We start from the raw sequence: 26,895 nt of genomic DNA, 5'->3' as shown, positions 1-26,895 counted from the left end.
ATGTTGTTTGCAGTAAGGACGCCAGGACACGCCTTTCTCTGGTTTGTGCTGTTTTCATTGCTGGACGTTGCTCCCATACAGGCGCAGAACGTGGCGCCGCCCGGCGCAACAGTAAAGCTGGGCATTGTTAGCTTTTTGACTGGACCTGCCGCCGCGCCGTTCGGTATTCCCGGACGCAACGGTGCCGAAATCATGATCGAGACCATGAACGCGGGAAAGGTGCCGACGCCCTTCAACAAGGTCGGATTCGGCGGCAGCACCATCGATGCGAAATATATTGATGAAACAGGCTCCACGGCCAACGTCGTCACTGAATTTCGCAACCTCGTGCAACGCGACCAAGTTGATGCCGTGGTTGGATATGTCTCGTCAGGCAGTTGTCTCGCGGTTACGCCAGTAGCGGAAGAGCTAAAAGCACTGACCGTGTTCTACGATTGCGGGACGCCCCGCATTTTTGAGGAAAAGCCGCGGGCCTACGTCTTCCGTGTCAGCCCACACGCGACCATGGATAACGTTGCGGCCGCGCGCTACCTGCTTGCCAAGAAAAGCGATATCACCAGCTATTCCGGCCTCAACCAGAACTACGCCTGGGGCCAAGACTCCTGGCGAGACTTCGCTGCCGCGATGGAGGTGCTGGCGCCCAAAATGGCCGTGGACAAGGTGCTTTTTCCGAAGCTGTTCGCGGGCGAATACGGGGCGGAGATTTCTACGCTTCTGACGTCAAAATCGCAGGTGCTGCACACGAGCTTCTATGATGGCGACCTTGAGGCATTTATCTATCAAGAACAGGCACGTGCGCTGGATAAGCGCATGACGATCCTCTCGACGACGGGAGAAACCGCGATTTGGCGCCTGCGCGACAAGATGCCGAACGGCACCATCATTGGTGCCCGCGGTACGAACGGTCCGCTTGCGCCAGACAGCGAATTGAACCGCTGGTTCCAGAAGATCTATTCCGATCGCTACGGCATCCCGCCAACGTACCCCGCGTATCAAATGGCGATGTCGCTCCTTGGCTTGAAACTCGCCTACGAGAAGGCCAAGACGGGCGAAGCGAAGCCGACCACGGATGAGGTGGCAGCTGCATTCAAGGGCATTGAGTTTGAGGGGCCGTCAGGCTCGGTTAAGCTTGCCATCGGCGATGGACACCAAGGCATCTCTCAGACGGCCTACGGCACCTACCGCTTCAACAAGGAGAAGAATGAGCCTGAGATTGTCGACGTCGTGCGCTTTCCCGCCGAGTGCGTGAACCCGCCAGCTGGCCTCAAAGCCGACGACTGGATTAAGGACGGCATGAAGGGCGCAAAGTGTTAGGTAGCAAACTCCGATTCCTCCGTCGACCGGGCCATAGTAAATCCACGGTGCCGTTCGACGCCCACGCCGGTACATTTCGGTGCTGAGCGCTTTTGCCGTTCTGATCGACGGGTTGGTCTACGCCGCCTACTTGTTCATCGTTGCCATCGGTTTGACGCTGATCTTCGGTGTCATGAAAATCCTGAATGTTGCGCATGGTTCGTTCTACACATTCGGTGCCTATGGCGCGGCGAGCGCCGTCGGCATCTATTTTAATCGAGGGCTGCCAGAGGCTGGCGGATATTTACTGATGGTTCTTTTTGCGATGGGTCTTGGGCTCGTGCTCGGGCTCATTCTCGAGCGCGGCATCATGCGATGGGTATATGGCAGGGACGAAGTGGTGATGGTATTGGTCACCTACGCTGCTTTTCTCATACTAGAAGACGTGGTCATCCTGGTCTGGGGCCCCGGCTCGTATGCCGCTTATCAGCCGCTACTTGCCGCGGGCAATATTGAGATCGGCGAACTCGTCCTGTCGAATTACGATCTCGGCTTGATTGCGATCGCAACGGTGCTCGCCGCAGCATGCTATTGGGGATTGAAATTCACGCGTTACGGACGGTTGCTAACCGCGGTGATTTTTGATCGCGAGACCGCTGCGGCGTTCGGCATCAATGTAAAAGTTGTGTTCGCGGTGACTTTCGCGATAGGTGCGATGCTCGGTGCACTTGGAGGCGCGATCATGGCGCCGAAGATTGCAGTGACGCTCGGAATTGGAGTCGAGGTGATCGTGCTCGCGTTCGCGGTGGTGGCCATCGGGGGCATGGGGTCGATCGAAGGTGCACTCGCCGGAGCATTGATCGTCGGAATATGCCGTGCTGCCACAGTTCACTTAATCCCGCAGGTCGAGCTATTTGTAATTTATGCCGTCATGGCGCTTGTGCTCACGATCCGGCCTTACGGCCTTTTCGTGCGTGCGAAACCGAGAAAAATTTAATATGGTATGGAGTGATCGGATTGCAGCGGGTTCGGCCTTTCTAGCGGCGGTGATCGCAGGATTCGTACTGCCCGACTGGATGATATCGCTCGCCACCATCGCCTTCGCAAATGGTCTGGTAGTATTGGGCCTTATTGTTATGTGGCGGGCCGGCCTCGTCTCGTTTGGACAAGCGCTGTATTACTGCATGGGTGGCTATGCGGTGGCGCTGATCGGGCGATGGGGCGGTGTGACAGATGCCCTCCTATTGGTGTTGCTCGGTGGCCTGTCAGCCGCCGGTGTAGCTTTCGTGGTCGGTTTTCTGCTGGCGCGCTACCGAGAAATCTTCTTCGCAATGCTGAGCCTAGCGCTGTCCATGATTCTGTACGGCCTCCTTGTCAAAACTGAATCGCTCGGCTCGACTGATGGATTGAACGTAACTGCACCGACCTTCTTAGGTTACGCGCCGCATCAGGAAGAGCTCCTGGTGGCGCTCTACTTCTTGGTCCTCGTTGTCTGCGCGACAGCGGCTCTCCTGATTAGTGCATATTTCCGCTCGCTTGCCGGTGCGTTGGCGATCCCGGTGCGGGACAATGAACTACGGGTCGAATTTATGGGCATGTCGGTATCGCGGCTGATCCATACCAAGCTTGTGATAAGCGGTCTGTTGGCCGGCACGGGTGGCGCGCTTGTCGCGCTCGCGATCGGCCATGTCGATCCAAACATGTCCTATTGGACAACCTCCGGCGAATTCGTGTTTATCACCATCCTTGCGGGTGCGGGATCGGTCGGCGCGGCGTTCATCGGCTCGCTGGCATTCGAGTCGGTGCGGTCATTCGCGTTCACCATGCTTCCGCAGCTTTGGCAGATGCTGCTCGGCTCCGTGCTCCTGCTGACTATCCTCTTCCTACCACAGGGACTTGGCTCATTGATCCAGCGATTGCACTGGGGCCGCAAGGCGAAGGCGCCATGAATTCACCCATTCTCTCAGTCCGCAATTTAGGTAAGCGTTTCGGTTTGCTATTCGCCGCGCGCGACATCACCGTCAGTATACCGGTGCAGCAGACCGTCGGTGTGATTGGCGCCAATGGCGCCGGCAAGACAACCTTCATAAACATGATCACTGGCCATCTACGGCCGACCAACGGAACAATTCATTTCGAAGGACGCGACATTACCGGTCTACCTTGTCGGCAGATCAAAGGAATGGGTATCTCGCGGTCGTTTCAAGTGGCGCAAATATTTCCCTCCCTGACGGTGTTCGAGAATATGTGCACCGCAGCCGCGATCGGGCGCGCTCCGCATACGTTCATAGGACACGTATGCACGCCTCTACGCTCGCGGGAGTCCGTCGTAGAGGCCGAAACATTGCTCGAATTGTTCCAGATTGCGCCTTATCGGGACCGGTTGGCGGCCACATTGCCGCAGGGCATCCGCAAGTTGCTGGACATCGGAATGGCGCTCGCGGGCTCCCCGCGCTTACTGCTGCTTGACGAACCGACCAGTGGTATTTCCATTGAGGAGAAATTTAGCTTAATGCAGGTCATCATGTCGGCACTTAACAGTCGTAAGTGTACCGTGCTATTCGTGGAGCACGATATGGACATCATCGAGGGCTTTGCCGAGCGGGTCCTCGCATTTTATGACGGGACTGTCATAGCCGATGGCACACCGGCTGCAACTCTAGCCGATCCCCGCGTTCAGACATTGATCAGCGGCCCTAAGGTGAGGTGCGCCGTAGGTGCCGCCGCCCATGTTTAGAATAGCCAACCTCAGTGTATCGATCGGACCGATCCCCATCGTCCGCGGTGCCTCATTCGCGATCGAACAGGGTGAAATGTGCGGGCTGATCGGTCGCAACGGTTCCGGCAAAACCACTTTGTTACGCGGTATCATGGGCGCCATTCCTGCCACCGGAACAGTCGAGATCGGTCGGACCAACCTACTGACTTTGCCCTCTCATTTGCGCGTCGCTCATGGCATTGGCTACATGCCGGAAGATCGGCGACTGGTCCCCGATTTCACCGTGGAGGAGAATGTCCTCTTGCCTGCCTTATCACTGAAGATGAGGGGGGCCGATCAGCGCCTCAACTGGATTTTCGGGCTGATGCCGGAGGTCGCGCAGTTCCGCGCACGGCCTTCGCTCGAACTATCAGGCGGTCAGCAGAAGATGGTCGCGTTGGCGCGAGCACTAATGGCCGGAACCCGCCTCCTGTTACTCGATGAGCCATTCGAGGGACTGGCTCCCGCCCTGGCGCGGCGGCTCGGTGAGGTGCTGGCGAATCTCAGGACCGAGGGCATTTCCGTCCTTCTCGCAGAGTCTAATGAGGTTCACGTAATCGACCTGCTATCTAGAACCTTCCGCATTGAGCGCGGATCAGTACATTGAGTGCTCGTAACGGCCAGAAATCAATTCAATTTTCAAGTAACGCCCTGAAACGTTCTCAACGACAAGGTCAGAGCCGGACAAAAGGTTGCCATCCAGCGCAATAGCTTCGGCGAGGTCGTTGCGGAGTACACAAGCGACGTGGCCGGAGCGATAACGGGCCAGCGCAGCGATGCAATGTCCGAGCCGGGCAATCCCTTGGTATTCATCCTTTTCAACAAGCCGGGGCCGGAGGACGTTCCGATCTATCCCGAGTAGTTGCCGCATCGACCTCAAGGCCGGTGACGCGATTTTCCTGTGGCGGTTCACAAGGCTCACTCGCCCTCGGTCAATGTCTCCCACTGGCCCAACTCGGACCTCCGGCGATGTCAGCTTTTGCACCGCCGTTGAAGGCACAGCGGACGTCACACACGCCCGTGATTGCTATGCGGCGACTGTCGCTAGAAGGTGTGATTTGACAAACTAGAACCATTAGGAGCGTGCACCGAATCAGCGGGTGATCGGGTGGGTGCGTTATGAAAGTTCTTGGGTTCACGGTCGAAAAGCTGCGCCGACTGATGGCGGCGCGATCAGTGTTGCTCAAGATGCTTCAGAGGCCGAATGCCGACCAGGAGGTCATCGCCTGGGTGAGGCGACACGGGTCCGCCGATGTGGTGCGGCTCGACGATTTCCGCGGCGATCCGACGAGGTAATCCTGCTCCCGGTTAGGAGCGCCGGTAGGTTGCCGGATCGGGTCTGATCTCTTAGGAGGGCGTGGCGGCGCTTAGGCAACGCGCGACGCTGGTGTGCCGGCTCGTGGAACCGCACATCATAAGGACGACTGTACTGACATTCTAAATTGTCGAGAGCCGGGAAATGTCGCGGATGTGACGCGTTAGGCTCCGGAGCAACACTCTGGAGGAAGCCTATGCGAATACCAATCTTTGCAATTGCTTTGCTGGTCGGCAGCACCGTTGCGATGCAAGCAACGGCGCAGCAGGAGGCTGCACCTAGTGAGCAAACCAAGACTCAGATGCACAGCGACGTAGACGCAACGCTCAAGGCGAACGAACCGAATGGGCAGATGCAGCGGGATGCGGACAAGGGCATCAAGACTCGCAACTCCGGAGAGTCCGGATACGTGGCCGATCAAGACAAACCGGGCGCTTCAGCGCACCCTCCGGGTCAACCGGAGCAGACCACCGGCTCGGCTAGCCAGACTAATAAGCCGCACTGACGACCGCCTGAGACGAGAGGCCCGGACCCAACCGGGCCTTTTCTCTGTCCTTGGCCTACATACGATCAGCTCTTACTTAGCCTTGGCCAATAACCGACCTATGATCGGCTGCTCGCTCGCGATTTGGAGTCTCCGATGCGGAAGACCTATTTCCACACGCACGTCTACACCTTCCCGGATGACGAGGTGATCATCCTTGCCAATGCAGCCGGGACCGATATTGCGGGCGCGGCCCAGATCAGCTTGCTCAGCTCCTCATTCAAGACCACGACGTTCGTCGTGTCGCGGGTCGACAACAACAACCGCTGCGTCGTGCTTACGATGGCACCTAATATCGGAGCGGAGGTCGAGCTTCACCCCGTCGGTGGGGAGATCACGGTCTTCTTCGAGCTCGGGGCCTTCTTCGATGGCCGCGCGTCCTTTACAACGACGAGCGCTGTCCGGCTGAAATATCTGCCTCTGCCGCAGGGCGGGTTTTCCTGGTCGCTGTTTGCTTGATCGAGGAGAGGGCCGGCCGCGCGCCGGCAGTCAGTCCCTGCTTACCGTTGGCCAATCAGCCGTAGGAACTGCGCGTCTGCCCCATGATTGAATCGCGGGACGACGGTGGACCGGCCTCCAGCCAATACCGTCGGCCTGGCGCGGCTCGGCTTCCCCACGACTGACGAGCCGCGTCTCTTCCTTTGGCCGAAAGATCAATTCAGCATTTCTTTCCGGAAGGCCATGGCACCTTCAAAAACCGACCTAGTCGGGTGGCTGTTGCACCAGTTCCGCATCTTATCCGATGGAACATTGATTGCCCCATACGACACAGCCGCAAAAATTCTCGTACGCTGTTCAGCGTCATGCAGCCCCTTCAGGGGCAATCCGGTCGAGTCGCAATCGATGCCTGTTGTCGGTGAGCAGGCGTGCGCCACCGATCACTGCGGCCAGTGTTCCCAATCCTGTCCCGCCAGCAATCAGGAACATGATCAAGAGCTGGTATTTCACGGCGTCTATCGGTTCGATGCCGGCAAGGATTTGACCGGTCATCATTCCCGGTAAGGAAACCAGACCGATCGCTGCCATGCTATTGATGATTGGCATAAACCCGCTCCGCAGTGCATCTCGTAGAACCGGAAGGACAGCCTGGTACCGGGTCCCGCCGAGTGCAAGGCAGGCTTCTACCGCGGCGCGTTCACGCACAAGGCCGTTCGTCAACACGTCGAGGCCTAAGCCTATGCCCGTCATGGTGTTGCCGAGGATCATGCCCAATAGGGGCAGCGAATAACGCGGATGATACCAGGGCTGCGGGTGCAACTCCGTCGCAAGCGAGAAGATCGTGACAGTGCCCGCGGCCAGCAACGTGCATCCAGCGCCCAGGCCGTACTTCCAGAGCCCAAGCAGCCGCCGCTTCTGCCGCGCTACGATTTCGCGTGAGGCGAAGAGAACCATGATCAAGGCCGCGAGGGCGGTCCAGAGTGGCGAGACCGCGGCAAACAGGAACGTCAGTACGTAGCCAACCAGCACGAGCTGAAGCACCATTCGCACGGTCGCGATGGCCAGTTGTCTTTCAAGCTTGAGGCGGAGAACAAGCGAGAGAGCGCCGTCCATGACGACCAGGAGCGCGGGCAGGATTAGATCCCCGTACGTCAGTTGGATGTAGGTCACGGTCGATTTTCCTCGATCTCGCCGTCGGTTCTCATCACAAAAACTCTCGACCCGACGCGGCTCGCCTGGGCATTATCGTGAGTGCTCCAAAGGACGCTCGTTCCGTTTAAGATGCGTTCGGCGATCAAGGATTCCACGACCGCAGCGGATGCCGAGTCGAGTGCGGAGGTTGGCTCGTCCAGCAAGAGCACCCGCGATTGCAACATGAGCGCCCGCACAAGCCCCAATCGTTGTCTCTCCCCCGTCGAAAGTCTTTGGACCGGCCAGGGTCCGCAGGTGAGGGGCAGGCCCAATCGTGCCACCAACGGTAACGCGTCATCCCAGCCGCTGAAGTGCTCTTGCACGGTGTCCGACCACCAGCCAGGCTCGGCAGCGAGGTAAGTCACTCGCTTTCTCCAAACGGGGGCGGGCATCGTCTCCCTGAGCGCTCCGTCCAGTTTGACCGTTCCGTCGTTCGGATCGAGATCTGCGATGGAACGAAGCAGTAGCGTCTTCCCGACCCCAGAGGGCCCTTGCAAGGCGACGCATTCCCCGTCCTGCAGGTCGAATGAAGCGAAGATGTGCAATCGCTTGAGCCCGCTGACCGTCAGCATGGTGTCAAAGCTTACACTGCAGACGATCGACAACCCGCCGGGCGATCTCCGCCGGCGCCTCATCCGGGTAAGGAAACACGGAGCTGACATTGATCTCGCCGAGCACGTAACTGTCGTTCCCATCGTTCGTGATGGGACCAAGCATGAAGTCGGCGTCCCAAATCATCGGCAGGTCATGTTTCGCGATTTCCAGCAACGACGTTAGCTGTGGTGTCCACTCGTCTTCCATCAACTGACGTAGTCGCTGGAAGCGCGGGTTTTCGTTGGACGAGTAGAGCCGTGGTCCGGCCTCAGAACGCGCGGCCGGCGAGTCGACCAGGGCTTTGATCTTGTGATGGCCGAAGCCCGCGCAACGATCGCCTGCCATGTAGCAGCGCACCACTCCTTTGCTCAAGCGCGGCTGGAATGGTTGATCGATCACGCTGCCGCTTTCGAAATACTCCGCGCAGCGACGGAGGAAATTATCCAGCGTCAGTTCCTCGGACGCGTCCTTGGTCGCGTCCAGCACCCTTACCATGGGGGAAGTCGGTAGCCTCTCTACTTTCCAGACGCCTTGTCCGCCGTTGCCCCGATTACGCTTGATCACGCGCGGTCCGGTGGCGAGCCGTGTCGGCAGTTCGGCGCGCATCGCGTCGGCGCTTTGATATAGCGCCGTGTCGCTTCCCCATCCCATCGAGCGGGTACGATAGAGAACCTCCTTGGTGCCCATCTTGAGGATGACGTCCGGATGAGCGCTGACCCACACGCCCCGTGCGGCGACGTCCCGCAGCAGGGCGTCCAGACCGGCGCGGTTTCGACCGTCTTGAATTGGGTTAACCCAGACGAGCACGCCGTCCGCCGCGAGCAACTGTTCGCGGACCTCCTCGGCGAAGCTCTCATCGTAGATCGCCGGGCGGGCCGTGATCCCCACGTCGGCGAGCGCTTCGAAAAGGTGCTCGAAGCGGCTGTTCTGCGGGGTCGCGTCCCGCCGAGCGGCTGCGTCGCCTCGCGAGAGGATAGCTACGGAATGCCGGAGATGTGGCTGTCGTTCGGTGTCCATGCGCAAGCTCCACGATGTTGCGTGCTGCGCAGAGCTTGGACCGGAGTCTCGCGAGGAGTCTGCCTCGTCCCCGTGCGACGACTCTACGTGAAATCGTTTGGACGTTTCAAGACCGTGGCGTAGGGGCTCTGAGCAACCGGTTCCTATTTGCCATGGTGAACTCTTCGTGACGCCAGTTCCGGGATTCCTTGAAACGTGACGGGCAAAGTCAGGTTGACAGCCCTGGCCACAGGGTCTTTATTCGAAGTCCGGGGATGTGCGATCTCCCCGCGAGGCGACATGCCGGAGTATCGCGTCCTGTTCACTAAGGGCGCAGCATGTCTTATACCTCGATCTCTTCAGAAAAACTGTCTCGTCTCATCGGTACGGCGAGCGCGCCGGCGCTAGTTGATGTCCGCATCGATGAAGATTTCGCCGCAGACCCGCGGTTGATTCCCGGCGCAATGCGCCACTCCCACTACGACATCCAGGATTGGGCCTCTAGTCTTTCAGGGCGATCTGTTGTCGTGATCTGTAACGAAGGACAGAAGCTGAGCGAAGGCACGGCAGCGTGGCTGCGCCACAGCAACGTGGCGGCGGAAATTCTCGAAGGCGGGCAGATGGCCTGGAACAAGGCGAGACTGCCGACGATTCCTGCCGACAAGATCCCAAAGCGTGACGGGCGAGGTCGCACCGTATGGGTGACACGCGCGCGGCCCAAGATCGATCGCATTGCTTGTCCCTGGCTGATCCGACGCTTTGTAGATCCCGCCGCGGTCTTCCTGTTCGTCGCGTCGCCCGAGGTGCCCAGCGTCGCTGAGCGCTTCGGCGCGGTACCGTTCGACATCGAGAACGTGTTCTGGAGCCATCGTGGCGAGCTCTGCACCTTTGATGTCATGGTGCAGGAGTTCGGGCTGTCGACTCCGCCGTTGGAACGACTGGCAACCATGGTGCGCGCGGCTGATACGGAACGGCTAGACCTTTCGCCTGAAGCGCCAGGCCTCCTCGCTGCGTCGCTCGGCTTATCGCGCATGTATGACGATGACCTTGAACAACTGAGCGCGGGCATTCTGCTCTACGACGCATTCTATCGCTGGTGTCGGGACGCAATAAGAGAAACTCACAACTGGCCCACTAACAAAGCGAAGCTGTGACCGGGATCACGGCCATGCACGTGAAGGTGCAATCGAACATGGGGCGGATAAAACAGGAGCGCAGCATGAGGATGCGAACTATCTCACCTATGATCTTTTGCCTGACTATGACGGGCTGGCTCGTCCCGGCCCACGCACTGACGCAGCAGGAACTCGTCGCCAAGCTCCAGGCCGCCGGCTATTCCCAAGTCGGAGAAGGCAAGTCGACGGCCGAGGGCATAGCCGTCAAGGCCACGAAAGACGGCAAGGAAGTTGATCTTGTCGTCGATAGCAGCGGTCAGATCAAGCAACGGAATCGCTAGTTGCGGATCCTGCAATACCAACGCTGAAAGGATGACATTTGATGCCGTCTATCATTCGCCTTGTGTTCGCAGCCATCACCACGAGCATTGTGGGGATGAGCTTGCCTTCGCTGGCGGCCGCCGACGATTCGACGGAGGCCGAGCGGGCCCGGCCTGCGGCAAGCCAGACTGTTGGAATCGCTCCGTCATCACGAGCCGAGGTCGTTCGCGGCGTCGTCGCAAGCGTCGACGAACGTAACGACACGATCAAGATCCAACAATCGTCGGCGATGGCCGAGGAACTCAAGGTCCAGGACGGCCTTCTCTTCAGCGCGGTGCGCTACGGCGATAAGGTCGAAGTCACCATTCAGAATATCAATGGAGCGAAGACGATCGTCGGTCTCATGAAGCGATAGGCAGCGATCCAGACGGAAGCACGAACAGGGGCAGCGCAAACAAGCTATTCAAGGAGATACACATGCGCAAGACGCTCTGGACCACGGCATCCATCGTCGCCGTTGTTCTGACGACCGCCGCGGGGGCACAAAATGTCGACTGGCGGGTATTCACCGAACCCTTTGTCTCGGCCGCCCATGCCCAGGATGTCGACTGGCAGAAGGTTGACGAAGTCCTCGGTCGGAAGCCAGTGGTGGGAGGCGACGTCCACCGCTACGGTTTCCCGCGCAGCGACCTTTCGGTGACGTTGGACAGCGTGACTATCAAGCCCGCGCTGGCGCTCGGCGGCTGGGTCGCGTTCAAGCCCATGCAAGGCGGCGTCATGGTGATGGGCGACCTGGTGCTGCTGGATTCCGAGATCAATCCGGTCATGGCGAAGATGATCGCGAGTGGCCTCGAGATCACCGCCGTCCACAATCATCTGCTGCGCGCCAACCCCGAGACGTTCTACATGCACGTCGCCGGACATGGTGATCCCGTCAAGATCGCGACCGCCATCCGCGATGGGCTCGCTGAAAGCAAGACGCCGCTCACTGTTGCCGCTTCGATCACGCCTCCGCCGGCCGTCGATCTCGACACCGCCCAGCTCGACCAGATCATTGGCGTCAAGGGGAAAGACAATGGCGGCGTGTACCAGTTCGGCGTGCCAAGGCGCGATCCGATCAAGCAAGACGGCATGACCTTGAGCCCGGCCGGTCCGCTTGGCGTCGCCACCGGCATCGGCTTCCAGCCGACCGACGGCGGCAAGGCGGCGATCACAGGTGATTTCGTGATGACCGCCGACGAGGTCAATCCCGTGATCATGGCGCTGCGGACGCACGGCATCGAGGTGACAGCGCTGCACAGCCACATGCTCGACGAAGAGCCGCGTCTCTTCTTCATGCACTTCTGGGCCAATGACGATGCGATCAAGCTCGCCAAGGGCCTGCGCGCGGCGCTCGACAAGACGGCAAGCGGCAAGAGCTGAGGAAGGTGGGGGCACTATGAAGACAACGCGAGCAGGGCCGGATAGGCGAATTGGTCCGTTATTTCCTCCGGCTCGGTTGTCTCGGTTTCGGCGGACCGGTGGCGCTTGTCGGCCAGATGGAGCGCGAACTGGTCGACGGGAAGAAGTGGCTGACCAAGGATCAGATGCGTGAGGCCATCGCCTGCCAATCGCTGCCCGGGCCGCTCGCGATTCAGGTCGGCATCTACATTTCCTACCTGCGCGGCGGCTTCTGGGGCGCGTGGGCCGGCGGTTGGGCCTTCATCCTGCCGAACTTCATTATCGTCGCCGCGCTCGGTGCGCTCTATGTCTATCTCGGCGACCTGCAGCCGGTCACCGCCATCGTGCGCGTCGTCAGCGTCATGCCACAACTGGAAGGGGATCGGCCGGAGGTCAAGATTGTCCTGCTGGCGGGAAAGCAGTTCTCGACGGCGTCAGAACATCTCGATTGACGGGCGGCGTCCGGCATACTGAGCGAAGGGGGGACGAAATGCCACATCCGCTTCGGATGATGATCGTGGTCTCGGCAGGCATGATGATGCTCACCGGCACGGCGGCGGCCGCTCACTCGCCAGAGGATAAGGCGCCTCTCCGACTCGAAGCCAAGATTTTGCTCGGTGATGTGCGTGGCCGGATCGATCATTTGGCGATTGACGTGAAGCGGCAGCGCGTGTTTGTGGCCGAGCTCGGCAATGACAGTGTCGGCGTCGTCGACCTGGCCACTCACAATCTGCTTCGCACCATATCCGGGCTGAGTGAGCCGCAAGGCGTCGGCTATGAGCCATCAACCGACACCCTCTATGTCGCCAATGCCCGCGATGGTTCAGTGCGGTTTTACGATGCCGACGAGTACAAGGCAATTGGACGCGTCGAGCTCGGGAGCGATGCCGACAACGTCCGCATCGACGCGACGGCAAAGCGCGTCATCGTCGGCTATGGTGATGGCGGCCTGGCGGTGCTTGATCCGTCCACTCGCGGAAAGGTCCAAACCATATCCCTGAAGGCGCATCCGGAAAGCTTCCAAATTGATCCGAACACTGGTCGAATCTTCGTCAACCTGCCTGATGCGCACGCGGTCACTGTGGTGGACGGTGGTACAGGAAGGCAGCTCGCTAACTGGCGGATGGATAAGGCGGCCAATTTCGCAATGACCCTTGATCGCGAGCGAAGTCGTGTCCTCCTGGTGTACCGCAGTCCCGCCGAGCTTGCCGTCTTCTCGACGGACGGAAAACCGATCGCACGCGCCGAGACATGTGGCGATGTCGACGACCTCTTCGTAGATGCGAGGCGGGGACGCGTCTATGTGAGCTGCGGGGCAGGTTACGTCGACGTATTTGAAATCGACGGCTCGCTCTATCGACGGATCGCGCGCCTACCGACCGCAACAGGCGCGCGAACATCGCTTTTCGTACCGGAGATGGACCGTCTGCTTGTCGCAGTCCGGACCAGCCTGGCCGGGCCGGCCGCTATTTGGGTGTTCAAGCCAATGCCTTGAGACGGATTTTGCGAGGAACCGGCGCATGGCCAAACGCGCTCGAAGTTTTCGAAGCTTCCGAAGACACCTTGCGGCCGGCTTTATCGTCGCATCGGGATTCGTCGCCTGGTCTACTCCGGCGTCGGCCTATCGCCCGTTCGACGGCACCGATGCAGCGGTCGCGAAGGAAGGTGAAATGGAGATTGAATTTCAGCCGGCGGGACCTTTGCACGATGAGAGCGGGACAAGCCTGATCGCGCCGGACGTGGTCATCAACTACGGTTTCAGCGAGGGTTGGGAAGCCGTCTTCGAAGGCCAGGGACAGACACCGCTCTCGCCGATGGGACCGACGAGCCTGACGGCAGCCGGAGCGTTCCTCAAGCACGTGATCGTACCCGGGAGCCTGCAGGATAAGACCGGCCCAAGCGTTGCGACTGAATTTGGCGTCCTTCTTCCGGACAGCACCGGCGATTCCGGCGTCGGCGCGAGCTTCGCCGGCATCGTTTCGCAACGCTGGGATTGGGGCACTATCCACCTGAATGCCCAGACTGCGCTTACCCGCGACCATCACGGCGATCTCTTCCTCGACGCTATCGTCGAAGGACCAAACACGTGGACCGTTCGCCCCGTCGCCGAAGTCTTCTACGAGAACGAGTTCGGGAAGGAGGAAACATTCTCCGGCTTGGTCGGACTGATTTACCGCGTGAGCGATGATCTCAGCTTCGATGTCGCTGTACGTCACGCGCTCACCGGGGGCCACCCGGTGAACGAGATCCGCGCGGGCGTGACCTTCGGCTTTCCACTTTCCTTTTTCGGAGATCACGCGCAGCGCCGAGCGTCACCAACTTTACCTCGATAGCCTAAGCCTAGTGATCGCGGTTGTCGGGATGCGCGCGCCAGTTGCGGCCTATGGTTTGGTGATCCTGATCCGCCGAAGCGGGCCCGACGTGAGCGTTCTCGCCTCCCTGAGCCTTCCAATCGCGCCCAATCCTGACGTCTTCCGCGCGACTGCGATCCCGGTCTCGGGATTGATCTGACTGGTGAAGCGTTTGTTCCGTTTGAACGGGGGTGGACTGGGCTTGAACCGGCGGTAATCCCGCTGGAGCGATCGCGAAACCGAGCGGGGAAACGGCCAACAAAGCCCGCACTACAAAAGTCCTCATGAGCCTTCTCCTTCGTCGGAGCACCTTCTTCAACGGCGCGTTCTGGGCTTGGTTCAGAGATCACGGATGTGTGTTGCCAGCCTAACGCAACATGCGGAACTGCCCGACAAAGACGAGTGGGACCTAATTGCCGGTCGGCTTCGAGCCTATGGTCGCAGCGCCAGCTTCAGGCGACGCGCGTCTTCCGTCGCCTCAGCCAACAACCAGCTCCGGAAGGTGACGATCTTGGGCACGTTCGAAGTCGCCTTCGGACAGATGATCCAGTAGGTCTTGGACAGGGGCAGCGAATCCAGAAAGGGCCGCACCAGGCGACCGTTGATCAGGTCCCAAGCCGCCAGTGTGGTTCGCGCCAATGCCACGCCCTGACCGTTGATGGCGGCGTCGATCACCATACTTGCCCGGTTTAGAACCGTGCCGTGGGCGGCGCCTGCATCGTCAACGTCAGCCGCGCGCAGCCATCTTGTCCAATCGGCTCGGCTATCGAGATGGATCAGTGGAAACTTCAGGATGTCGGCCGGCTTACTGAGCCGTTGGCGCCCAGTCAGGAGCTTGGGACTGCAAACGGCAAAGAGCTGCTCAGCGCTTAGTTGGACGGCATCAAGCCCCGGCCAACTACCCTCACCGTGCCGCACGGCAAGGTCAACTTCCTCTCGCGCGAAATCGACATGATGCAGTGTCGCCGAGACGCGCAGGTCGATACCGGAATGCGCCTCAGCGAAATGGCCCAGGCGGTGCACGAGCCACTTGGCCGCGAAGTCCGGCGACGTGCTCACTGTCAGCACACCGGCATTCTGACGCTGTAGCAGCCGCTCGGTGCCAATGGCTATGCGGTCGAGCGCATCGCGCACGACCATGAGATAATCGCGGCCAGCCTCGGTGATGATCAGGCGTTGCCGTTCGCGGTTGAATAGCTTGATGCCGAGCCCTTCTTCAAGAGCCTTCACCTGCTGGCTCACCGCGCCTTGTGTCACACAGAGCTCTTCAGCGGCACGCGTAAAGCTCTCGTGGCGAGCAGCAGCCTCGAATGCTTTCAGGTTGTTCAATGCCGGCAGGCGAGGGCGCATCGCTCAACTTCATTAGAAAAACTGGGGCAAGCAAGAGAAAGCATGGTTTGCCGGCAACTCACCGGCTGACCTATTGAAAAGTTCTAAACCAGTATTTCACCAGTTTCGGAGCTTGTCGATGCTGACGCTGATCATGCGGCCGGCCCCACCGGGCTCGCGACTTCATCAGAAAAATTGGGGAGCGGCGCTCGCCAGAGGCTGGCGCCGATGGAGCCTTCGATTGGCTCGGCACAGCCAGCGCAAGTTGCTCCGCGACCTCGCCGACGATCCTCATCTGCTCGCGGATATCGGAGTGACCCGGGAAGAGGCGTTGGAAGAAGCGGGGAGGTCCATCTTCGAGCTGACCGATGTCTACATTCATTCCATATGATTGAAAGCGAATTTCAATGACAGATCCGATCGTCTACGGGTTTCCGCGAAGCACCTTCGTCAACATCGTGAGGCTCGTGCTGACCCATAAGAACGTGCCCTACACCTTTCACGATCTTGAAACGGTGATGGGCAAGCCCGAACATCTGGCGTTGCACCCCTTCGATCGCGTGCCGATCTTGGGTCACGGCGACTTCACCATCTATGAGACCAGCGCGATCGTCTCCTATATCGACGAAGCCTTTGCCGGCCCGAAGCTGACGCCGCAGGACGTGCGCGCCCGCGGCCGCATGAACCAGTGGATCAGCGCAGTCAATTCCTACTACTACCCCTACATGATCTATCACGTGACGCATGAGCGGCTTGTCTTTCCGGAGCTTGGCATAGCATCCGACGAAAAAGTGGTGGCGCATGCGATGCCCAAGGTCGAGCTCGGACTCGGCGTTCTCGAGCGCGAGCTGTCGCACGGGCAGGATTACGTGCTCGGTTCCGAGCTCTCGCTTGCCGACTTCTTTATCCTGCCCAGCACGTTTGCGTTCAGCCTCACCGAGGAAGGCGGCAAGTTGTATCCGAAATTCCCAGCCTTCAGCCGTTGGCGCGAGCGCATGGAGAATTTGCCCGCCACGAAGAAGCAGCGTTCGATCCTGCCGCGGCGCGAACCCATTCTTCACGCGCGCGAATGGGCGAATTCACATAGGCCGAAATACTGAAATGTCACGTTCATGAATCCTCATCCCGCACGCACTTTCTGATGATCCAGATGCCCTATAGGATTGCATCGTCCCCGGCAACATTTTGCAAAATCGCTCCGCTGCTGATGTTCGGGGGACCGCAGGCCCCGCCCGTGGCGCGTCCGGTGCCCGCTCGAACGAAACTGCTGCTGGAGGGACCGATCCTAGCGACGCTGCTGCGGCTGGCAGCGCCAAATATTCTCAACCTGATCGCATTCGTCGCCGTGATCACCTTCGACGGCTTCTTCCTAGGAAAAATTGGAACGGATGCGCTTGCAGGAGCGTCACTGGCGTTTCCCTGGATCATGCTTGTTCTGCAAACCACCAATAGCGGCATGGGCGCAGGCGTGTCGTCAGCCGTTGCGCGTGCGCTCGGAGCGGAAAATCGCGAGCGGGCCGACGAGCTGACGTTCCACGCGTTCTTGCTTGCCGTTGGGCTGGGCGCAATCTTCTCGACGGTGATGCTGCTCGCCGCTCCTTCTCTCTTCGGATGGATGGGCGGCCGCGACAAAATGTTGATCGACGCGCGGTCGTACGCGAACGCAGCCTTCGGCGGCGCTGTCTGTATCACCGTGCTCAACCTGCTCGGCAACGCGGTGCGCGGAACAGGCAACATGGGCCTGCATGCGGGCGTCCTTGTCGCTTGCGTGATCACTCACATCGCGCTCGCGCCTGCACTGATGTTCGGATATGGACCGTTTCCTGCGATGGGGCCTGCGGGTGCCGGATGGGGACTGGTGATTCCCTTCGGTGCCGGAAGTCTTATGATGATCGGCTACCTGCGCTCGTCCCGTTCGATCGTTCGTTTGAGTTTCTTCGGAGTGGCGCCCCGATGGGCATTGTTCGCCGATATTCTCAAGGTCGGCGTGCCGGGCCTGATCAATACCGCGATCACGAACCTGTCGGTGGTCGTGCTGACTGGAATCGCCGGCCAGTTCGGGCCCGAAGCCGCAATCGGCTACGCGATGGGGTCGCGGCTCGAATACATCATGCAGCCCATCGCGTTCGGCTTTGGAACGGCTATCGTAGCTATGGTGGGGACGAATTGGGGCGCGCAGCAATTTGACCGTGCTCGCCGGATCGCCTGGACGGGCGCGGCAACGATCGCGCTCGTTTGCGGTATCGTGGGACTGATAGTGGGGGCGCGTCCCAGCATGTGGCTGCGCCTGTTCAGCGACGACGCCGAAGTTGCGCGGCTTGGCGCCATGTATCTGCGAATCGTCGGACCGTTCTATGTCTTCTTCGGTCTTGGCCTTGGGCTGTTCTTTGTTTGTCAAGGATACGGCCGCGGCTTCGCCGCGATGATCGCGAACGCGGTGCGGCTGCTCGTGAGCGCGGGCGCGGGGCTCGCAGCGGTCTATGGGTTCGGTCTCGGCGAGACCGGCTTGTTTGCAGCCATTGGCGCCGGCTTCTGCATCTACGCGGGGCTGACCACGCTTGCCGTCATCGGAGTTTCACCGCCGTCCGCGTCTTAATCGGACGTCATCGATTCGCGCCGATTGGGACACTAAGAACGGCCACTATGTGGGCTCAGAAGCCGCAAGCTCGGTATGCCTTCGAGGCGAGGCGATAGTGTGAGCCTGCTTCGATGAAGTCTACATCCTCACACTGGTTTCCTCGGCGAAATTCGCCGAGGCCGCCGCATTGAAGATACTCAAGATTGATCCGCCAACGCTTTTCGCGTGGAGAGTAGGTCGCGAAGTCATGCGCGGCGCTGGCCTTTCCCCTGCAGATTTCTGCGATGTACTGCCGGACGTCGGCAGGCAAATCAGTGATGTGATGAGGATCGTACACAGCCTCATGAAAGACAGCGCTGCCTTTGGAGATGGCTGGAGGCTCGCTCAATAGCAGAATGGAGACGGCCAATAAGAGGATGCGAACTATCATTTGACGCTCCTCACTATGGATCAAATATCCAAATATATCAGCTTCTTCGGGATGATCTACATTTGGCGATCCTGGCGCGGAATAATCCGAAAGCGCGGCGGTTTATTCGGCAACGCAGTAAATTTTAGCGCGGAGGCAGGAAGGCGGCTCCGTGGCTCTATGAACTTGGCTCGAAATGATCGGCGGTGCAGTTCTGTCTCCGCGGCGGCCTCATTGCCTCTGTGATGCTTTCGCTCCCGACGCACGAGCAGATTGTTGTCCCCAGCCATCCGAGGAAATTCCAACTGACCGACCGGACGTGCCGAACTCAAGTATCGTCGTGCCGGCGCGCAGCCTGAAGAGCGAAAATGAGATCAATCTCACTTCCCAGAATGGCGGCCGATCGATCGATGGCACGAACAGCCGATGAAGACTTGGGATTGCGCCATGTCTGGAGGTCCTGGCTAATTTCCGACCTATTGTACGACAGCCGGGCTACCGCGAACATCTACGCTCTTCGGAAAGTTGCATCGATCGGCTAACCGGTCTTCGCCTTCTCCCTCTGCCACAGTGCCTTTCGCCCAGAGCCGAAGCATTCGCTCTGGCAAACTGAAACGAATGGAGTCTGTCACCGCAAAATGCGCGTATTGGATAAGAATGGGAGTCATTATCGTGACTTTGCATAATCGGCATTGTCACCGCAGTCGCTCCCCAGTTTTTTTGGATAATGGTCCCACTAAGCCCTATAGAATACTCTGGAGTGCGTGGAGAAGGTTCGATCCCAGTTCCTCTCCCTCCGCCAGGCGATCAGAGCGGCCAACGCGAGTAGGCGGCAGGACCGCTAAAAATCCCACTGTTTTTGCAGAGCTTTCGTGCTGGAGAATTTGGAGAATCGTGCCGCCGCGGCGCTCACAGGGCCCGGAGAACGGATTTTTCGCCAAAGCTTCGTACCATGCCGAATAGTACGGTTCTAGAAACTACAGGCCGATCAGATACTTGGGATTTAGCCGTTCCGAATCCCTCTCCGAGAACCAAGGTGAATCCCGACAACCGAGCACTGCGGCATCGCGAGACCACGGGGTTCGAAGAACCTGCTTTTTGACCTCGGCTACTCAGCCTAGTCGCTGCGCTCTAAACGACCATTTAGATTTTTGACACGCGCATTTTTAGAAGGACAGCGATTCCGATTTGCATGCGCGCACCATTTCCCCGCTCCTTGACCGACTCGCGAGCGTGTACGAATCTGCGCCTACCGGCAGTTCCTTCCCGAACCCCCTCCGTTATCTGAAATCTCCTCCTCGGAATCCGAGCTAATGAGGCGTGCCTATGAGCGGCTTGATCACTTTTCTGCATGGACTACGGAGCGACAGGTCGCATTGGGGCGACGTTCCCGTCTACGTCAAATCCGCTCTTTCGAGCTTTAGCACCGTTGCCCTGGAGTACAGCGCGAAATACGGGGAAACGCGGATATAGAAAAAAGCGCCGCTCAGATTCTTACTAAAATCAAAAACGTCTACCCGCAACACGATCCAATCTTCATCGTTGGCTACAGTATGGGCGGTCTCGTAGCCCGCGACGTGTGCACAAAGTTGCTCCAATCGCCTGCGGATTCCGAAATCCTAGGACATATCCTAGGGGTGATCACCTTTGGGTCACCTCTAAGCGGCTTGCGTGAAGGATGGAAAGCTTGGGCAGCCAACAAAATCAAGCGCGCTCTCACACAAAAGGTTGCCCAACTTACTAACGATTTCGTTTTTGGACGCTACGGTGAGGCGCGCAAGGCCGCTCTTGAGCGCGGCATTAACGGCACGAAGCAGATCCACTATGAGATTGAAAACGACGAACTCGTCGCGCCACATGATCAGGATGCGTACACAAGGGACGACATCTATGCCGGTGTGATTAGCGGCACGCATCGTGGGTTTCTTAAAACGAAGGAGGCCCAAGTTGAGGTTGCAGACTTCATCCTCAAAGAAATTCAACAGCGCTACAGCACCATAAGCCGCGCCTCAAGACCCCCGGTAACGACCTCTGGGTACGACTTGGCCGACAGGATATTGCTAATTGCTTGCTCAAACAGAAAGCGCACCGGTGGCGAGACATTCAGCGGACCAGAGCCCGCGGGCTGGATACCTCAACCTGAATTTCGTGATGAGATAAAGTCAAAGAGGACGGCCCTGCTGCGGCTTCTGAAAGACCTTAAGCTAACCAACGGCTTCTCGCGGGCGAACAATCGAATCCATCAAGCGCCGAATAAAGTCCTCAAGCATGGTCCTGATTTCGGTGGTGTTGAAGAGGGTGGCCTCTATCTACCTGCGTGGCAACGCTACACAGGCCGGTGCTACGCTCCGATAGCTGAGGATTCCTGGCGAGGGCATTTCAGTGAACCCGGAGCCGACGACGCAAACCAGCGTTCGTCTATATGTCGGCTGTCGGGGGTAAAAGCGGACCTAGCTTGAACAGGTCACGACTTCCGAGTCTGACCCACAGCGGAACTCGGCACGACCCAAACTGTACACGACATGCGTACCAAAATTGCTATCCTGATCCCTCGTTTTGGGAACTCGGGAGTGAGCAATGAAGAAAAAAATATCCCCGGCCTTCGATAGACGCACGGTGCTGCTCGCCGCGACGGCGACGCTGTTACCCATCAGAAGCTTTCCAGCATTCGCGCAGGCTGATCAGAAGCTGACGCCCGATGAGGCTCGTACCCTAGCGCGCGACGCCTGGGTGTTTGGCATGCCGCTCGTTTACATCGAGAAGCAGATCGACGCGCTGACCCATACTACGAAGCCTGAAGGACACCTCGCGCCCGTCAACCAGTTCGCACACTACCGGGAATTTCCCGATGCCTCGAACCGAACGGTCGTGGGCTTCAACGTCGACACGCTGTATTCGCTCGCGCAACTTGACCTTTCGAATGGTCCAATCGTGCTATCCGTCCCCGACATGGGCAGTCGCTATTGGCTCATGCAATTGGTCGACGCGTGGAACAACGTGCCCCATGCACCGGGGTCGCGAACGGTCGGCGGCACAGGCGGCACTTTCGCAATCGTCGGGCCGAAGTGGAGTGGAACACTGCCTCCCGGCCTTACCGAACTGCGCATGCCGACGGCGCTCGTAATGGTTGGCGGCCGTACCTACACAGGCGGCAAGGACGATTACGCGGCTGTGCACGCACTGCAGGACAAATACAAATTGACGCCGCTGCCGGCGTGGGGCGAGGGCTACGCTCCGCCCGCTGACGTGCCGCTCAAGGTGGGCGTGGACACGAAAACGCCGGTCACCACGCAGGTTCTGGCAATGCCTCCCGAGGCGTTCTTTAGCCGTTTGAACGCGCTCATGGTCGATAACCCGCCAGACCCTGCCGACCCGCAGATCATGGCGCGCCTCGCGCGGCTCGGTATCGCCCCCGGCGCAGCATTCAGTATGGTGACCTTCAGCCCCGAGGTTCGTAAGGCGATTGAGGAGGGCGTCGCGCAAGGGCAGAAGCTGACGCGCGAGACGATCCGCGGCAAAAATGTGAACGGTTGGGAGATTACGCTCGATATGGGCCGCTACGGCACGAACTACCCATATCGTGCGTCTTGGACGTTTTTCGGTGTCGGCGGCAATTTGCCCGAGGATGCCATTTACCCGGTCGCCAAGACCGATGGAGACGGGAAGCTACTCGATGGCGCGAACAAATACGAGGTGCGCTTTGCAAAGAACGAAATGCCGCCCGCGGGCGCTTTCTGGTCCCTGACCGCGTACGATGCGGATAGTTACCTCATTCCAAACTCCATTAATCGCTACGCGCTTGGCGACCGCAGCGGCATGAAGTTCGGCGAGGATGGATCGCTTACGATCTACGTCCAAGCAGAACCACCGTCTCCGGATCGACAGGCCAACTGGTTGCCTGCGCCCAAGCAAGGCGGAATGCTGCTCGCGTTGCGCCTCTATGCGCCGAGGAAAGAGGTTGCGGACGGCACATGGGCACCGCCCCCGGTCAAGCGTGTCTAGCGAGTATTCCGTTCGTCGCTAGTTCGTCGGCTTCTGGCCCAGAGCGTCGGTATTTGGCATGTCGGCTTTTCCGCCGCTTCTAGGGGTAAACCGGACATGGCTCGGACTGGCCACGACTTCCGAGTCGACCCATACCGGTCATTCCCCTGGACAGGCTGTCTCGCGTAGAGGATCATGAAGCGCTAAGCGAACCGGTGCGCCGTCATGGACGTCGGAGGTTGGCTGCGGAGCTTGGGCCTCGAGAGGTACGAGGCGGCATTCCGCGATAACGAGATAAACGAGCAGGTCCTGCTCAGCCTCACACAGGAGGACCTGAAGGAAATCGGCGTTGGTCCTGTCGGTCACCGCCGGATGCTCCTGGATGCCATTGCTGCGTTGCGCGCTGATAAGGCCGGCAACGCGCCTTCCGCTGACGCGGCGCCCATGTCCAGTGCCCCGAGCGTCTCTCCCGAAGACCGCGCCGAGCGCCGCCAAGTTACAGTGATGTTCTCCGATTTGGTCGGCTCAACGGCACTGTCCACGCGCATGGACCCTGAAGATTTGCGAGAAGTTATCTCCGCCTATCAGAATTCCGTCGCAGCGACCGTGGGCCGCTTTGGGGGCTTCGTCGCCAGGTATATCGGCGACGCGATTTTGGCTTATTTCGGCTATCCGCATGCCCACGAGGATGACGCCGAGCGCGCCGTCCGGGCCGGCCTTGAGCTGGTCGAGGAGACGCCGAAGCTTAAGACCGCCGCCGGCGTTCCCTTGCAGGTGCGTGTCGGTATCGCCACCGGGATTGTCGTGGTTGGCGACCTCATTGGCGGTGGATCTGTCCAGGAGCATGAAGTGGTGGGCGAGACGCCGAACCTTGCCGCCCGGCTACAAGCGCTGGCTGAACCCGGTACGGTGGTGATTTCTTCGAGCACGCGCCGGCTGACCGGCGGCTTCTTCGACTATCGCGATATCGGGACAGTCGCGCTCAAAGGCTTCGCCGAGACCGTCCAGGCATGGCAGGCGCTGGGCGCGAGCGCTGCTGAGAACCGGTTCGAGGCGCTGCGCGGGAGCACGACGCCGCTCGTCGGGCGCGCTGAGGAGATTGATCTGCTCCTGCGCCGCTGGAAGCAGGCGAAGGGTGGCGAGGGCTCCGTCGTCCTGCTCTCGGGCGAGCCAGGCATCGGCAAGTCACGGATCGCCGAGACCATCCTCGAGCGCCTGAGCGGCGAGCCATACACGCGCCTGCGCCTGTTCTGCTCGCCCCATCACCAAGATACAGCGCTCTACCCAAGCATCACGCAGATCGAACGGGCGGCTGGGTTCCGGCGCGAATACACGGACGAGCAACGGCTGACCAGGCTGGAGGCGGTGCTCGCCCTGGCGGCGAATGACCTCGGCGAGGCCGTGCCCCTGTTGGCGGGTTTGCTGTCGATTCCAATCGGCAACCGCCTTCCCACGCTCGACCTCACCCCGCAGAAGCGCAAGGAGAAGATATTGCGGGCGCTTGTAGCGCAGGTCGAGGGGCTGGCGGCGCGTCAACCGGTGCTGTTCGTGGCCGAGGATGCGCATTGGGCCGACCCCACCTCGCTCGAACTCTTCGAGCTAATCGTCGAGCGAGCACCGAGCCTGCCGCTCCTTGCGATCGTCACATTCCGCCCGGAATTCGTGCCACCCTGGGTCGGCCGTCCGCAGGTGGCGCTGATCAGTCTTAATCGCCTGCCGCGCCGGCTCCGCGCCGAGATGATCGTGCACGTCACCGGCGGCAAGCTCTTGCCTCAGGAGATCGCCGAACAGATCCTCGACCGGACCGACGGCGTGCCGCTGTTCATTGAGGAACTGACTAAGGCGGTGGTCGAGAGCGGCGTGCTCATGGAAGCCGGCGATCGGTACGTGGCGACCGGTCCAGTTACACCGCTGGCGATCCCGACGTCCCTCCAGGAGTCGCTGCTGGCGCGGCTCGATCGCCTGGCGCCGACAAGTGACGTGGCGCAAATCGCCGCCACTCTCGGACGACAATTTTCGCACGAGCTGATCAGCGCCGTGGCGGCGCTGCCGCGACAGCAGCTGGATGACGCCTTGGCGCAGCTCGTGAACGCCGAATTGATATTCCGGCGCGGGATGGCCCCCGATGCGGAATACACCTTCAAGCACGCGCTGGTGCAGGAAGCCGCCTACGGCACGTTATTACGCAGCCGGCGCCAGCAACTGCATGCTCGAATCGCCGCGACGCTCGAAGACCAATTTCCAGAGATTGTGGTGGCCCAACCTGCGCTGCTTGCCCGGCACTGTGCGGAAGCCGAGCTTGCGGAGAAGGCGGTCGTTTATTGGCTCAAGGCTGGTCGGCAGTCGCTCGAACGCTCGGCGACGAGCGAAGCGGCCGCCCAGCTGCGGAAGGGGCTGGACGTGCTGGATGGCCTGCCGGACGGACCTGGGCGCCAACAACTGGAGCTAGACCTGCAACTCGCACTTGGAACCGCGCTGAGTTTCGCGAAAGGCTTTTCTGCACCCGAGGTAGGCTCGACCTACGCCCGAGCGCGCGCGCTGGCCGAGCAGATTGACCGACCCGATTACCTCAGGCGGGTGTTCTTCGGCCAATGGGTGTTTCATCGGAACCGGGGCGAGCACAAGCTGGCGCTGCCGTTGGCCGAGCAGATGGAAAAAATTGGCGAGGCGCACAACAATGTTTCAGTGCAATTGAGGGGTCGCTGGGCAAGCGGGCTTACCCGCCTCCACCTCGGGGACTTCGTTGCCGCCCGTGCACTCCTGGAGCGGTGTCATGGCCTCGCTGATCCTGCGCTTCGCAGCGTTCCCTATGCTTTGAACCTCGCATACCTCGCCCGGACCCTGGCGTTTCTTGGCTACATCGATCAAGCACGGTCGCGGCTGAACGAGGCATTGTCGGAGGCCCGCCAGCCCATGCTTTCTCTTACGAAAGCTGAAGTGCTCCTTACTGCGTGCTCAGTCGATTGGATGACTAGTTCGCCTGAGATGCACCGGCACGCCGAGGAACTATTGGCCCTCTCAACCGAGCACGGCTTGCCGTTTTATTTGGCTTGGGCAACAGTGTTGCGCGGAATGTCGTTGACCGCGCTCGGACAGGGACAGGAAGGCCTCTCGCAGATCACACGGGGGATCGCCGGAATACGTGCTACCGGAGCTGTCGCAAGCATGCCGGGGGCGCTCATTTCTCTCGCCTGGGCCCATGCTATTCTCGGGCAGCCCGTCGACGGACTGAACTGCCTCGCCGAGGCCGCACAGATCATCGAGGCGACCGACGAACGGCAGCCCGAGGCTTCGTTGCGCTCGTTGCGAGGCTTTTTGCTGAATGCTACGGGCGACCTATCCGCGGCCGAGCGGAGCTATCACCACGCAATCACGGTAGCGAAGCTCCAGAGCGCAAAGTTCTCGGAACTCCGGGCATCGATCAACTTGGCGCGCCTCTGGTGTAAGCAGGATAAGCGCGGCGAAGCCCGCAATCTTCTCGCGCCGATCTACGGCTGGTTCACCGAAGGATTTGATGTACCTGAGTTGAAGCAGGCCAAGGCGCTACTCGACGAGCTGCACGACTGACAACGAGTTAGATGCCCCCGAATTTGTTGCGGCGCATGAGTCCGTTCCTGGCCCAGACCGACGAACTCCGGCGATCATCCGAATGTCGGCTTTAAGGGGTAGAGCGGAAATGCCGGTAAGACGCCCAACCGACGCTGATGACCCTGAGCAGACATCTGATCGAAAACCGACCGAGCGTACCCGGCTAACCGTTACGTCGACGCTTTCTCAGCCGGTCGCCTTGCGACGAGAACACTGCTGACACACTGGAACACTGTTTCGCGCCTCTGGTTGCGTAGGTGGGGTTGGCTGCGAATGATTCCCGTATCTGGTCTCGACTTCGACTCTCGCTTCTCTAAGACGATCGACTCGAGGTCTAGCTCGTCGCCTGGGCGAACAGCGTTCGGCAGCCTCAGCTCATCATAACCTAGTCCGGCAAGCGCACGGAGTGGTGGCTGCACTTTATTGGTTAGAAAGATGAAGATCGAGAACGTGTGGGCGGCAGATGCCGTCAATCCCCTAAAGACGGAACGAGCAGCAGCCTCTTCATCGATATGGAAGGGGCGGGGGTCGAACTGCTTCGCGACCTGAATGATTTCGGCCTTAGAGACCAGATAGGGACCAGCCTTGCGGCTATCACCAATTTCGAAATCCTCAAAGTATCCGCTGCTCATCGGTCAATCCTCTACCAAGCGA

General features: G+C 59.8%; 28 protein-coding genes and 1 pseudogene. 23 read left to right on the top strand and 6 right to left on the bottom strand.

Features of this window, described 5'->3' with window-relative positions; genetic code table 11:
- The 9 genes and pseudogenes from A3AI_RS0139355 to A3AI_RS0139315 all read left to right on the top strand — a co-directional run bounded on the left by A3AI_RS0139355 (position 1) and on the right by A3AI_RS0139315 (position 6,369).
- Positions 1-1,314 (top strand): ABC transporter substrate-binding protein, encoded by a 1,314-nt coding sequence (locus A3AI_RS0139355; RefSeq protein ID WP_051382737.1) that lies wholly within the window; start codon positions 1-3, stop codon positions 1,312-1,314.
- A 79-nt stretch (positions 1,315-1,393) separates the two neighbouring features.
- Positions 1,394-2,290 carry a branched-chain amino acid ABC transporter permease gene (locus A3AI_RS0139350; RefSeq protein WP_024520745.1) on the top strand — a complete coding sequence of 299 codons (897 nt, stop codon included), beginning with the start codon at positions 1,394-1,396 and terminating at the stop codon, positions 2,288-2,290.
- Between the two features lies 1 nt (position 2,291).
- Positions 2,292-3,242, top strand: a complete 951-nt coding sequence (locus A3AI_RS0139345; RefSeq protein WP_024520744.1) for a branched-chain amino acid ABC transporter permease — start codon at positions 2,292-2,294, stop codon at positions 3,240-3,242.
- Positions 3,239-4,030, top strand: coding sequence for an ABC transporter ATP-binding protein (locus tag A3AI_RS0139340; RefSeq protein ID WP_024520743.1), 792 nt, complete (start codon positions 3,239-3,241; stop codon positions 4,028-4,030). The genes A3AI_RS0139345 and A3AI_RS0139340 overlap by 4 nt, the downstream gene beginning before the upstream one ends.
- Positions 4,023-4,658, top strand: a complete 636-nt coding sequence (locus tag A3AI_RS0139335; RefSeq protein WP_024520742.1) for an ABC transporter ATP-binding protein — start codon at positions 4,023-4,025, stop codon at positions 4,656-4,658. The genes A3AI_RS0139340 and A3AI_RS0139335 overlap by 8 nt, the downstream gene beginning before the upstream one ends.
- 54 nt (positions 4,659-4,712) lie before the next feature.
- Positions 4,713-4,913 (top strand): annotated as a pseudogene (locus A3AI_RS49695) (peptidase M14); the annotation flags it as partial.
- A 257-nt stretch (positions 4,914-5,170) separates the two neighbouring features.
- Positions 5,171-5,347: a hypothetical protein gene (locus A3AI_RS48485; protein ID WP_156928149.1), complete on the top strand. Its 177-nt coding sequence runs from the start codon at positions 5,171-5,173 to the stop codon at positions 5,345-5,347.
- A gap of 215 nt (positions 5,348-5,562) precedes the next feature.
- The gene (locus A3AI_RS0139320) at positions 5,563-5,871 is read left to right on the top strand and encodes a hypothetical protein (RefSeq protein ID WP_036051393.1); all 309 of its coding nucleotides are present in this window, start codon (positions 5,563-5,565) and stop codon (positions 5,869-5,871) included.
- Between the two features lie 135 nt (positions 5,872-6,006).
- The gene (locus A3AI_RS0139315) at positions 6,007-6,369 is read left to right on the top strand and encodes a hypothetical protein (RefSeq protein WP_024520740.1); all 363 of its coding nucleotides are present in this window, start codon (positions 6,007-6,009) and stop codon (positions 6,367-6,369) included.
- A gap of 342 nt (positions 6,370-6,711) precedes the next feature.
- On the opposite strand, the gene A3AI_RS0139310 is transcribed toward A3AI_RS0139315, so the two are convergent.
- From A3AI_RS0139310 to A3AI_RS0139300, 3 genes are read right to left on the bottom strand one after another with little or no spacing between them, the layout of a single operon-like run.
- Entirely contained in the window at positions 6,712-7,518 is an 807-nt protein-coding gene (locus A3AI_RS0139310) for an ABC transporter permease (RefSeq protein WP_024520739.1), read from the bottom strand.
- Entirely contained in the window at positions 7,515-8,111 is a 597-nt protein-coding gene (locus A3AI_RS0139305; protein ID WP_024520738.1) for an ABC transporter ATP-binding protein, read from the bottom strand. Before A3AI_RS0139305 ends, A3AI_RS0139310 begins: the two co-directional genes overlap by 4 nt.
- A 4-nt stretch (positions 8,112-8,115) precedes the next feature.
- Positions 8,116-9,150 (bottom strand): Cj0069 family protein, encoded by a 1,035-nt coding sequence (locus tag A3AI_RS0139300; protein WP_024520737.1) that lies wholly within the window; start codon positions 9,148-9,150, stop codon positions 8,116-8,118.
- A gap of 317 nt (positions 9,151-9,467) precedes the next feature.
- On the opposite strand from A3AI_RS0139300, the gene A3AI_RS0139295 reads away from it, so the two are divergent.
- From A3AI_RS0139295 to A3AI_RS48480, 8 genes are all read left to right on the top strand, one after another.
- A complete protein-coding gene (locus A3AI_RS0139295; RefSeq protein ID WP_024520736.1) occupies positions 9,468-10,283 on the top strand; it encodes a chromate resistance protein ChrB domain-containing protein in 816 nt (271 codons plus the stop codon).
- A gap of 14 nt (positions 10,284-10,297) precedes the next feature.
- Positions 10,298-10,585, top strand: a complete 288-nt coding sequence (locus A3AI_RS0139290; protein WP_349509717.1) for a hypothetical protein — start codon at positions 10,298-10,300, stop codon at positions 10,583-10,585.
- A 101-nt stretch (positions 10,586-10,686) separates the two neighbouring features.
- Positions 10,687-10,980 (top strand): copper-binding protein, encoded by a 294-nt coding sequence (locus A3AI_RS45645; protein ID WP_156928148.1) that lies wholly within the window; start codon positions 10,687-10,689, stop codon positions 10,978-10,980.
- A 62-nt stretch (positions 10,981-11,042) separates the two neighbouring features.
- The gene (locus A3AI_RS0139280) at positions 11,043-11,987 is read left to right on the top strand and encodes a DUF1259 domain-containing protein (protein ID WP_024520733.1); all 945 of its coding nucleotides are present in this window, start codon (positions 11,043-11,045) and stop codon (positions 11,985-11,987) included.
- Between the two features lie 50 nt (positions 11,988-12,037).
- A complete protein-coding gene (locus tag A3AI_RS0139275; RefSeq protein ID WP_036051391.1) occupies positions 12,038-12,457 on the top strand; it encodes a chromate transporter in 420 nt (139 codons plus the stop codon).
- A 38-nt stretch (positions 12,458-12,495) separates the two neighbouring features.
- A complete protein-coding gene (locus A3AI_RS0139270) occupies positions 12,496-13,500 on the top strand; it encodes a YncE family protein (protein ID WP_245287058.1) in 1,005 nt (334 codons plus the stop codon).
- A gap of 25 nt (positions 13,501-13,525) precedes the next feature.
- Positions 13,526-14,338 (top strand): hypothetical protein, encoded by an 813-nt coding sequence (locus tag A3AI_RS0139265; protein WP_245287057.1) that lies wholly within the window; start codon positions 13,526-13,528, stop codon positions 14,336-14,338.
- A gap of 28 nt (positions 14,339-14,366) precedes the next feature.
- Positions 14,367-14,516 (top strand): hypothetical protein, encoded by a 150-nt coding sequence (locus A3AI_RS48480; protein ID WP_156928147.1) that lies wholly within the window; start codon positions 14,367-14,369, stop codon positions 14,514-14,516.
- Between the two features lie 272 nt (positions 14,517-14,788).
- On the opposite strand, the gene A3AI_RS0139255 is transcribed toward A3AI_RS48480, so the two are convergent.
- Positions 14,789-15,706 carry a transcriptional regulator GcvA gene (locus A3AI_RS0139255; protein ID WP_024520729.1) on the bottom strand — a complete coding sequence of 306 codons (918 nt, stop codon included), beginning with the start codon at positions 15,704-15,706 and terminating at the stop codon, positions 14,789-14,791.
- Positions 15,707-15,824: 118 nt separating this feature from the next.
- Here A3AI_RS0139255 and A3AI_RS0139250 point away from each other — a divergent pair, with 118 nt between their 5' ends.
- The 3 genes from A3AI_RS0139250 to A3AI_RS0139240 all read left to right on the top strand — a co-directional run bounded on the left by A3AI_RS0139250 (position 15,825) and on the right by A3AI_RS0139240 (position 18,281).
- Entirely contained in the window at positions 15,825-16,076 is a 252-nt protein-coding gene (locus A3AI_RS0139250) for a DUF1127 domain-containing protein (protein ID WP_024520728.1), read from the top strand.
- Between the two features lie 16 nt (positions 16,077-16,092).
- Positions 16,093-16,785 carry a glutathione S-transferase family protein gene (locus A3AI_RS0139245; protein WP_024520727.1) on the top strand — a complete coding sequence of 231 codons (693 nt, stop codon included), beginning with the start codon at positions 16,093-16,095 and terminating at the stop codon, positions 16,783-16,785.
- A gap of 146 nt (positions 16,786-16,931) precedes the next feature.
- Positions 16,932-18,281 carry an MATE family efflux transporter gene (locus A3AI_RS0139240; protein ID WP_198030342.1) on the top strand — a complete coding sequence of 450 codons (1,350 nt, stop codon included), beginning with the start codon at positions 16,932-16,934 and terminating at the stop codon, positions 18,279-18,281.
- Between the two features lie 55 nt (positions 18,282-18,336).
- Here the strand turns inward: A3AI_RS0139240 and A3AI_RS0139235 are convergent, their stop codons facing one another.
- On the bottom strand, positions 18,337-18,693 hold the full coding sequence (locus A3AI_RS0139235) for a hypothetical protein (RefSeq protein ID WP_024520725.1): 357 nt from the start codon (positions 18,691-18,693) through the stop codon (positions 18,337-18,339).
- Between the two features lie 1,616 nt (positions 18,694-20,309).
- Between A3AI_RS0139235 and A3AI_RS0139225 the strand changes: the two genes are divergently transcribed.
- From A3AI_RS0139225 to A3AI_RS0139215, 3 genes are all read left to right on the top strand, one after another.
- Entirely contained in the window at positions 20,310-21,131 is an 822-nt protein-coding gene (locus A3AI_RS0139225) for a hypothetical protein (protein WP_156928146.1), read from the top strand.
- A gap of 118 nt (positions 21,132-21,249) precedes the next feature.
- The gene (locus A3AI_RS0139220; RefSeq protein ID WP_051382735.1) at positions 21,250-22,674 is read left to right on the top strand and encodes a DUF1254 domain-containing protein; all 1,425 of its coding nucleotides are present in this window, start codon (positions 21,250-21,252) and stop codon (positions 22,672-22,674) included.
- Between the two features lie 204 nt (positions 22,675-22,878).
- Positions 22,879-26,220: an AAA family ATPase gene (locus tag A3AI_RS0139215; protein WP_024520721.1), complete on the top strand. Its 3,342-nt coding sequence runs from the start codon at positions 22,879-22,881 to the stop codon at positions 26,218-26,220.
- A gap of 191 nt (positions 26,221-26,411) precedes the next feature.
- Here the strand turns inward: A3AI_RS0139215 and A3AI_RS0139210 are convergent, their stop codons facing one another.
- Positions 26,412-26,873, bottom strand: coding sequence for a MaoC/PaaZ C-terminal domain-containing protein (locus A3AI_RS0139210; protein ID WP_024516769.1), 462 nt, complete (start codon positions 26,871-26,873; stop codon positions 26,412-26,414).
- Positions 26,874-26,895: the final 22 nt, after the last annotated feature.

The organism is Bradyrhizobium sp. Tv2a-2 (assembly GCF_000472425.1).
GTDB lineage: Bacteria > Pseudomonadota > Alphaproteobacteria > Rhizobiales > Xanthobacteraceae > Bradyrhizobium.
Note: the sequence above shows the minus strand (reverse complement) of the source record. Positions and strands in the feature narration are given on the sequence as shown.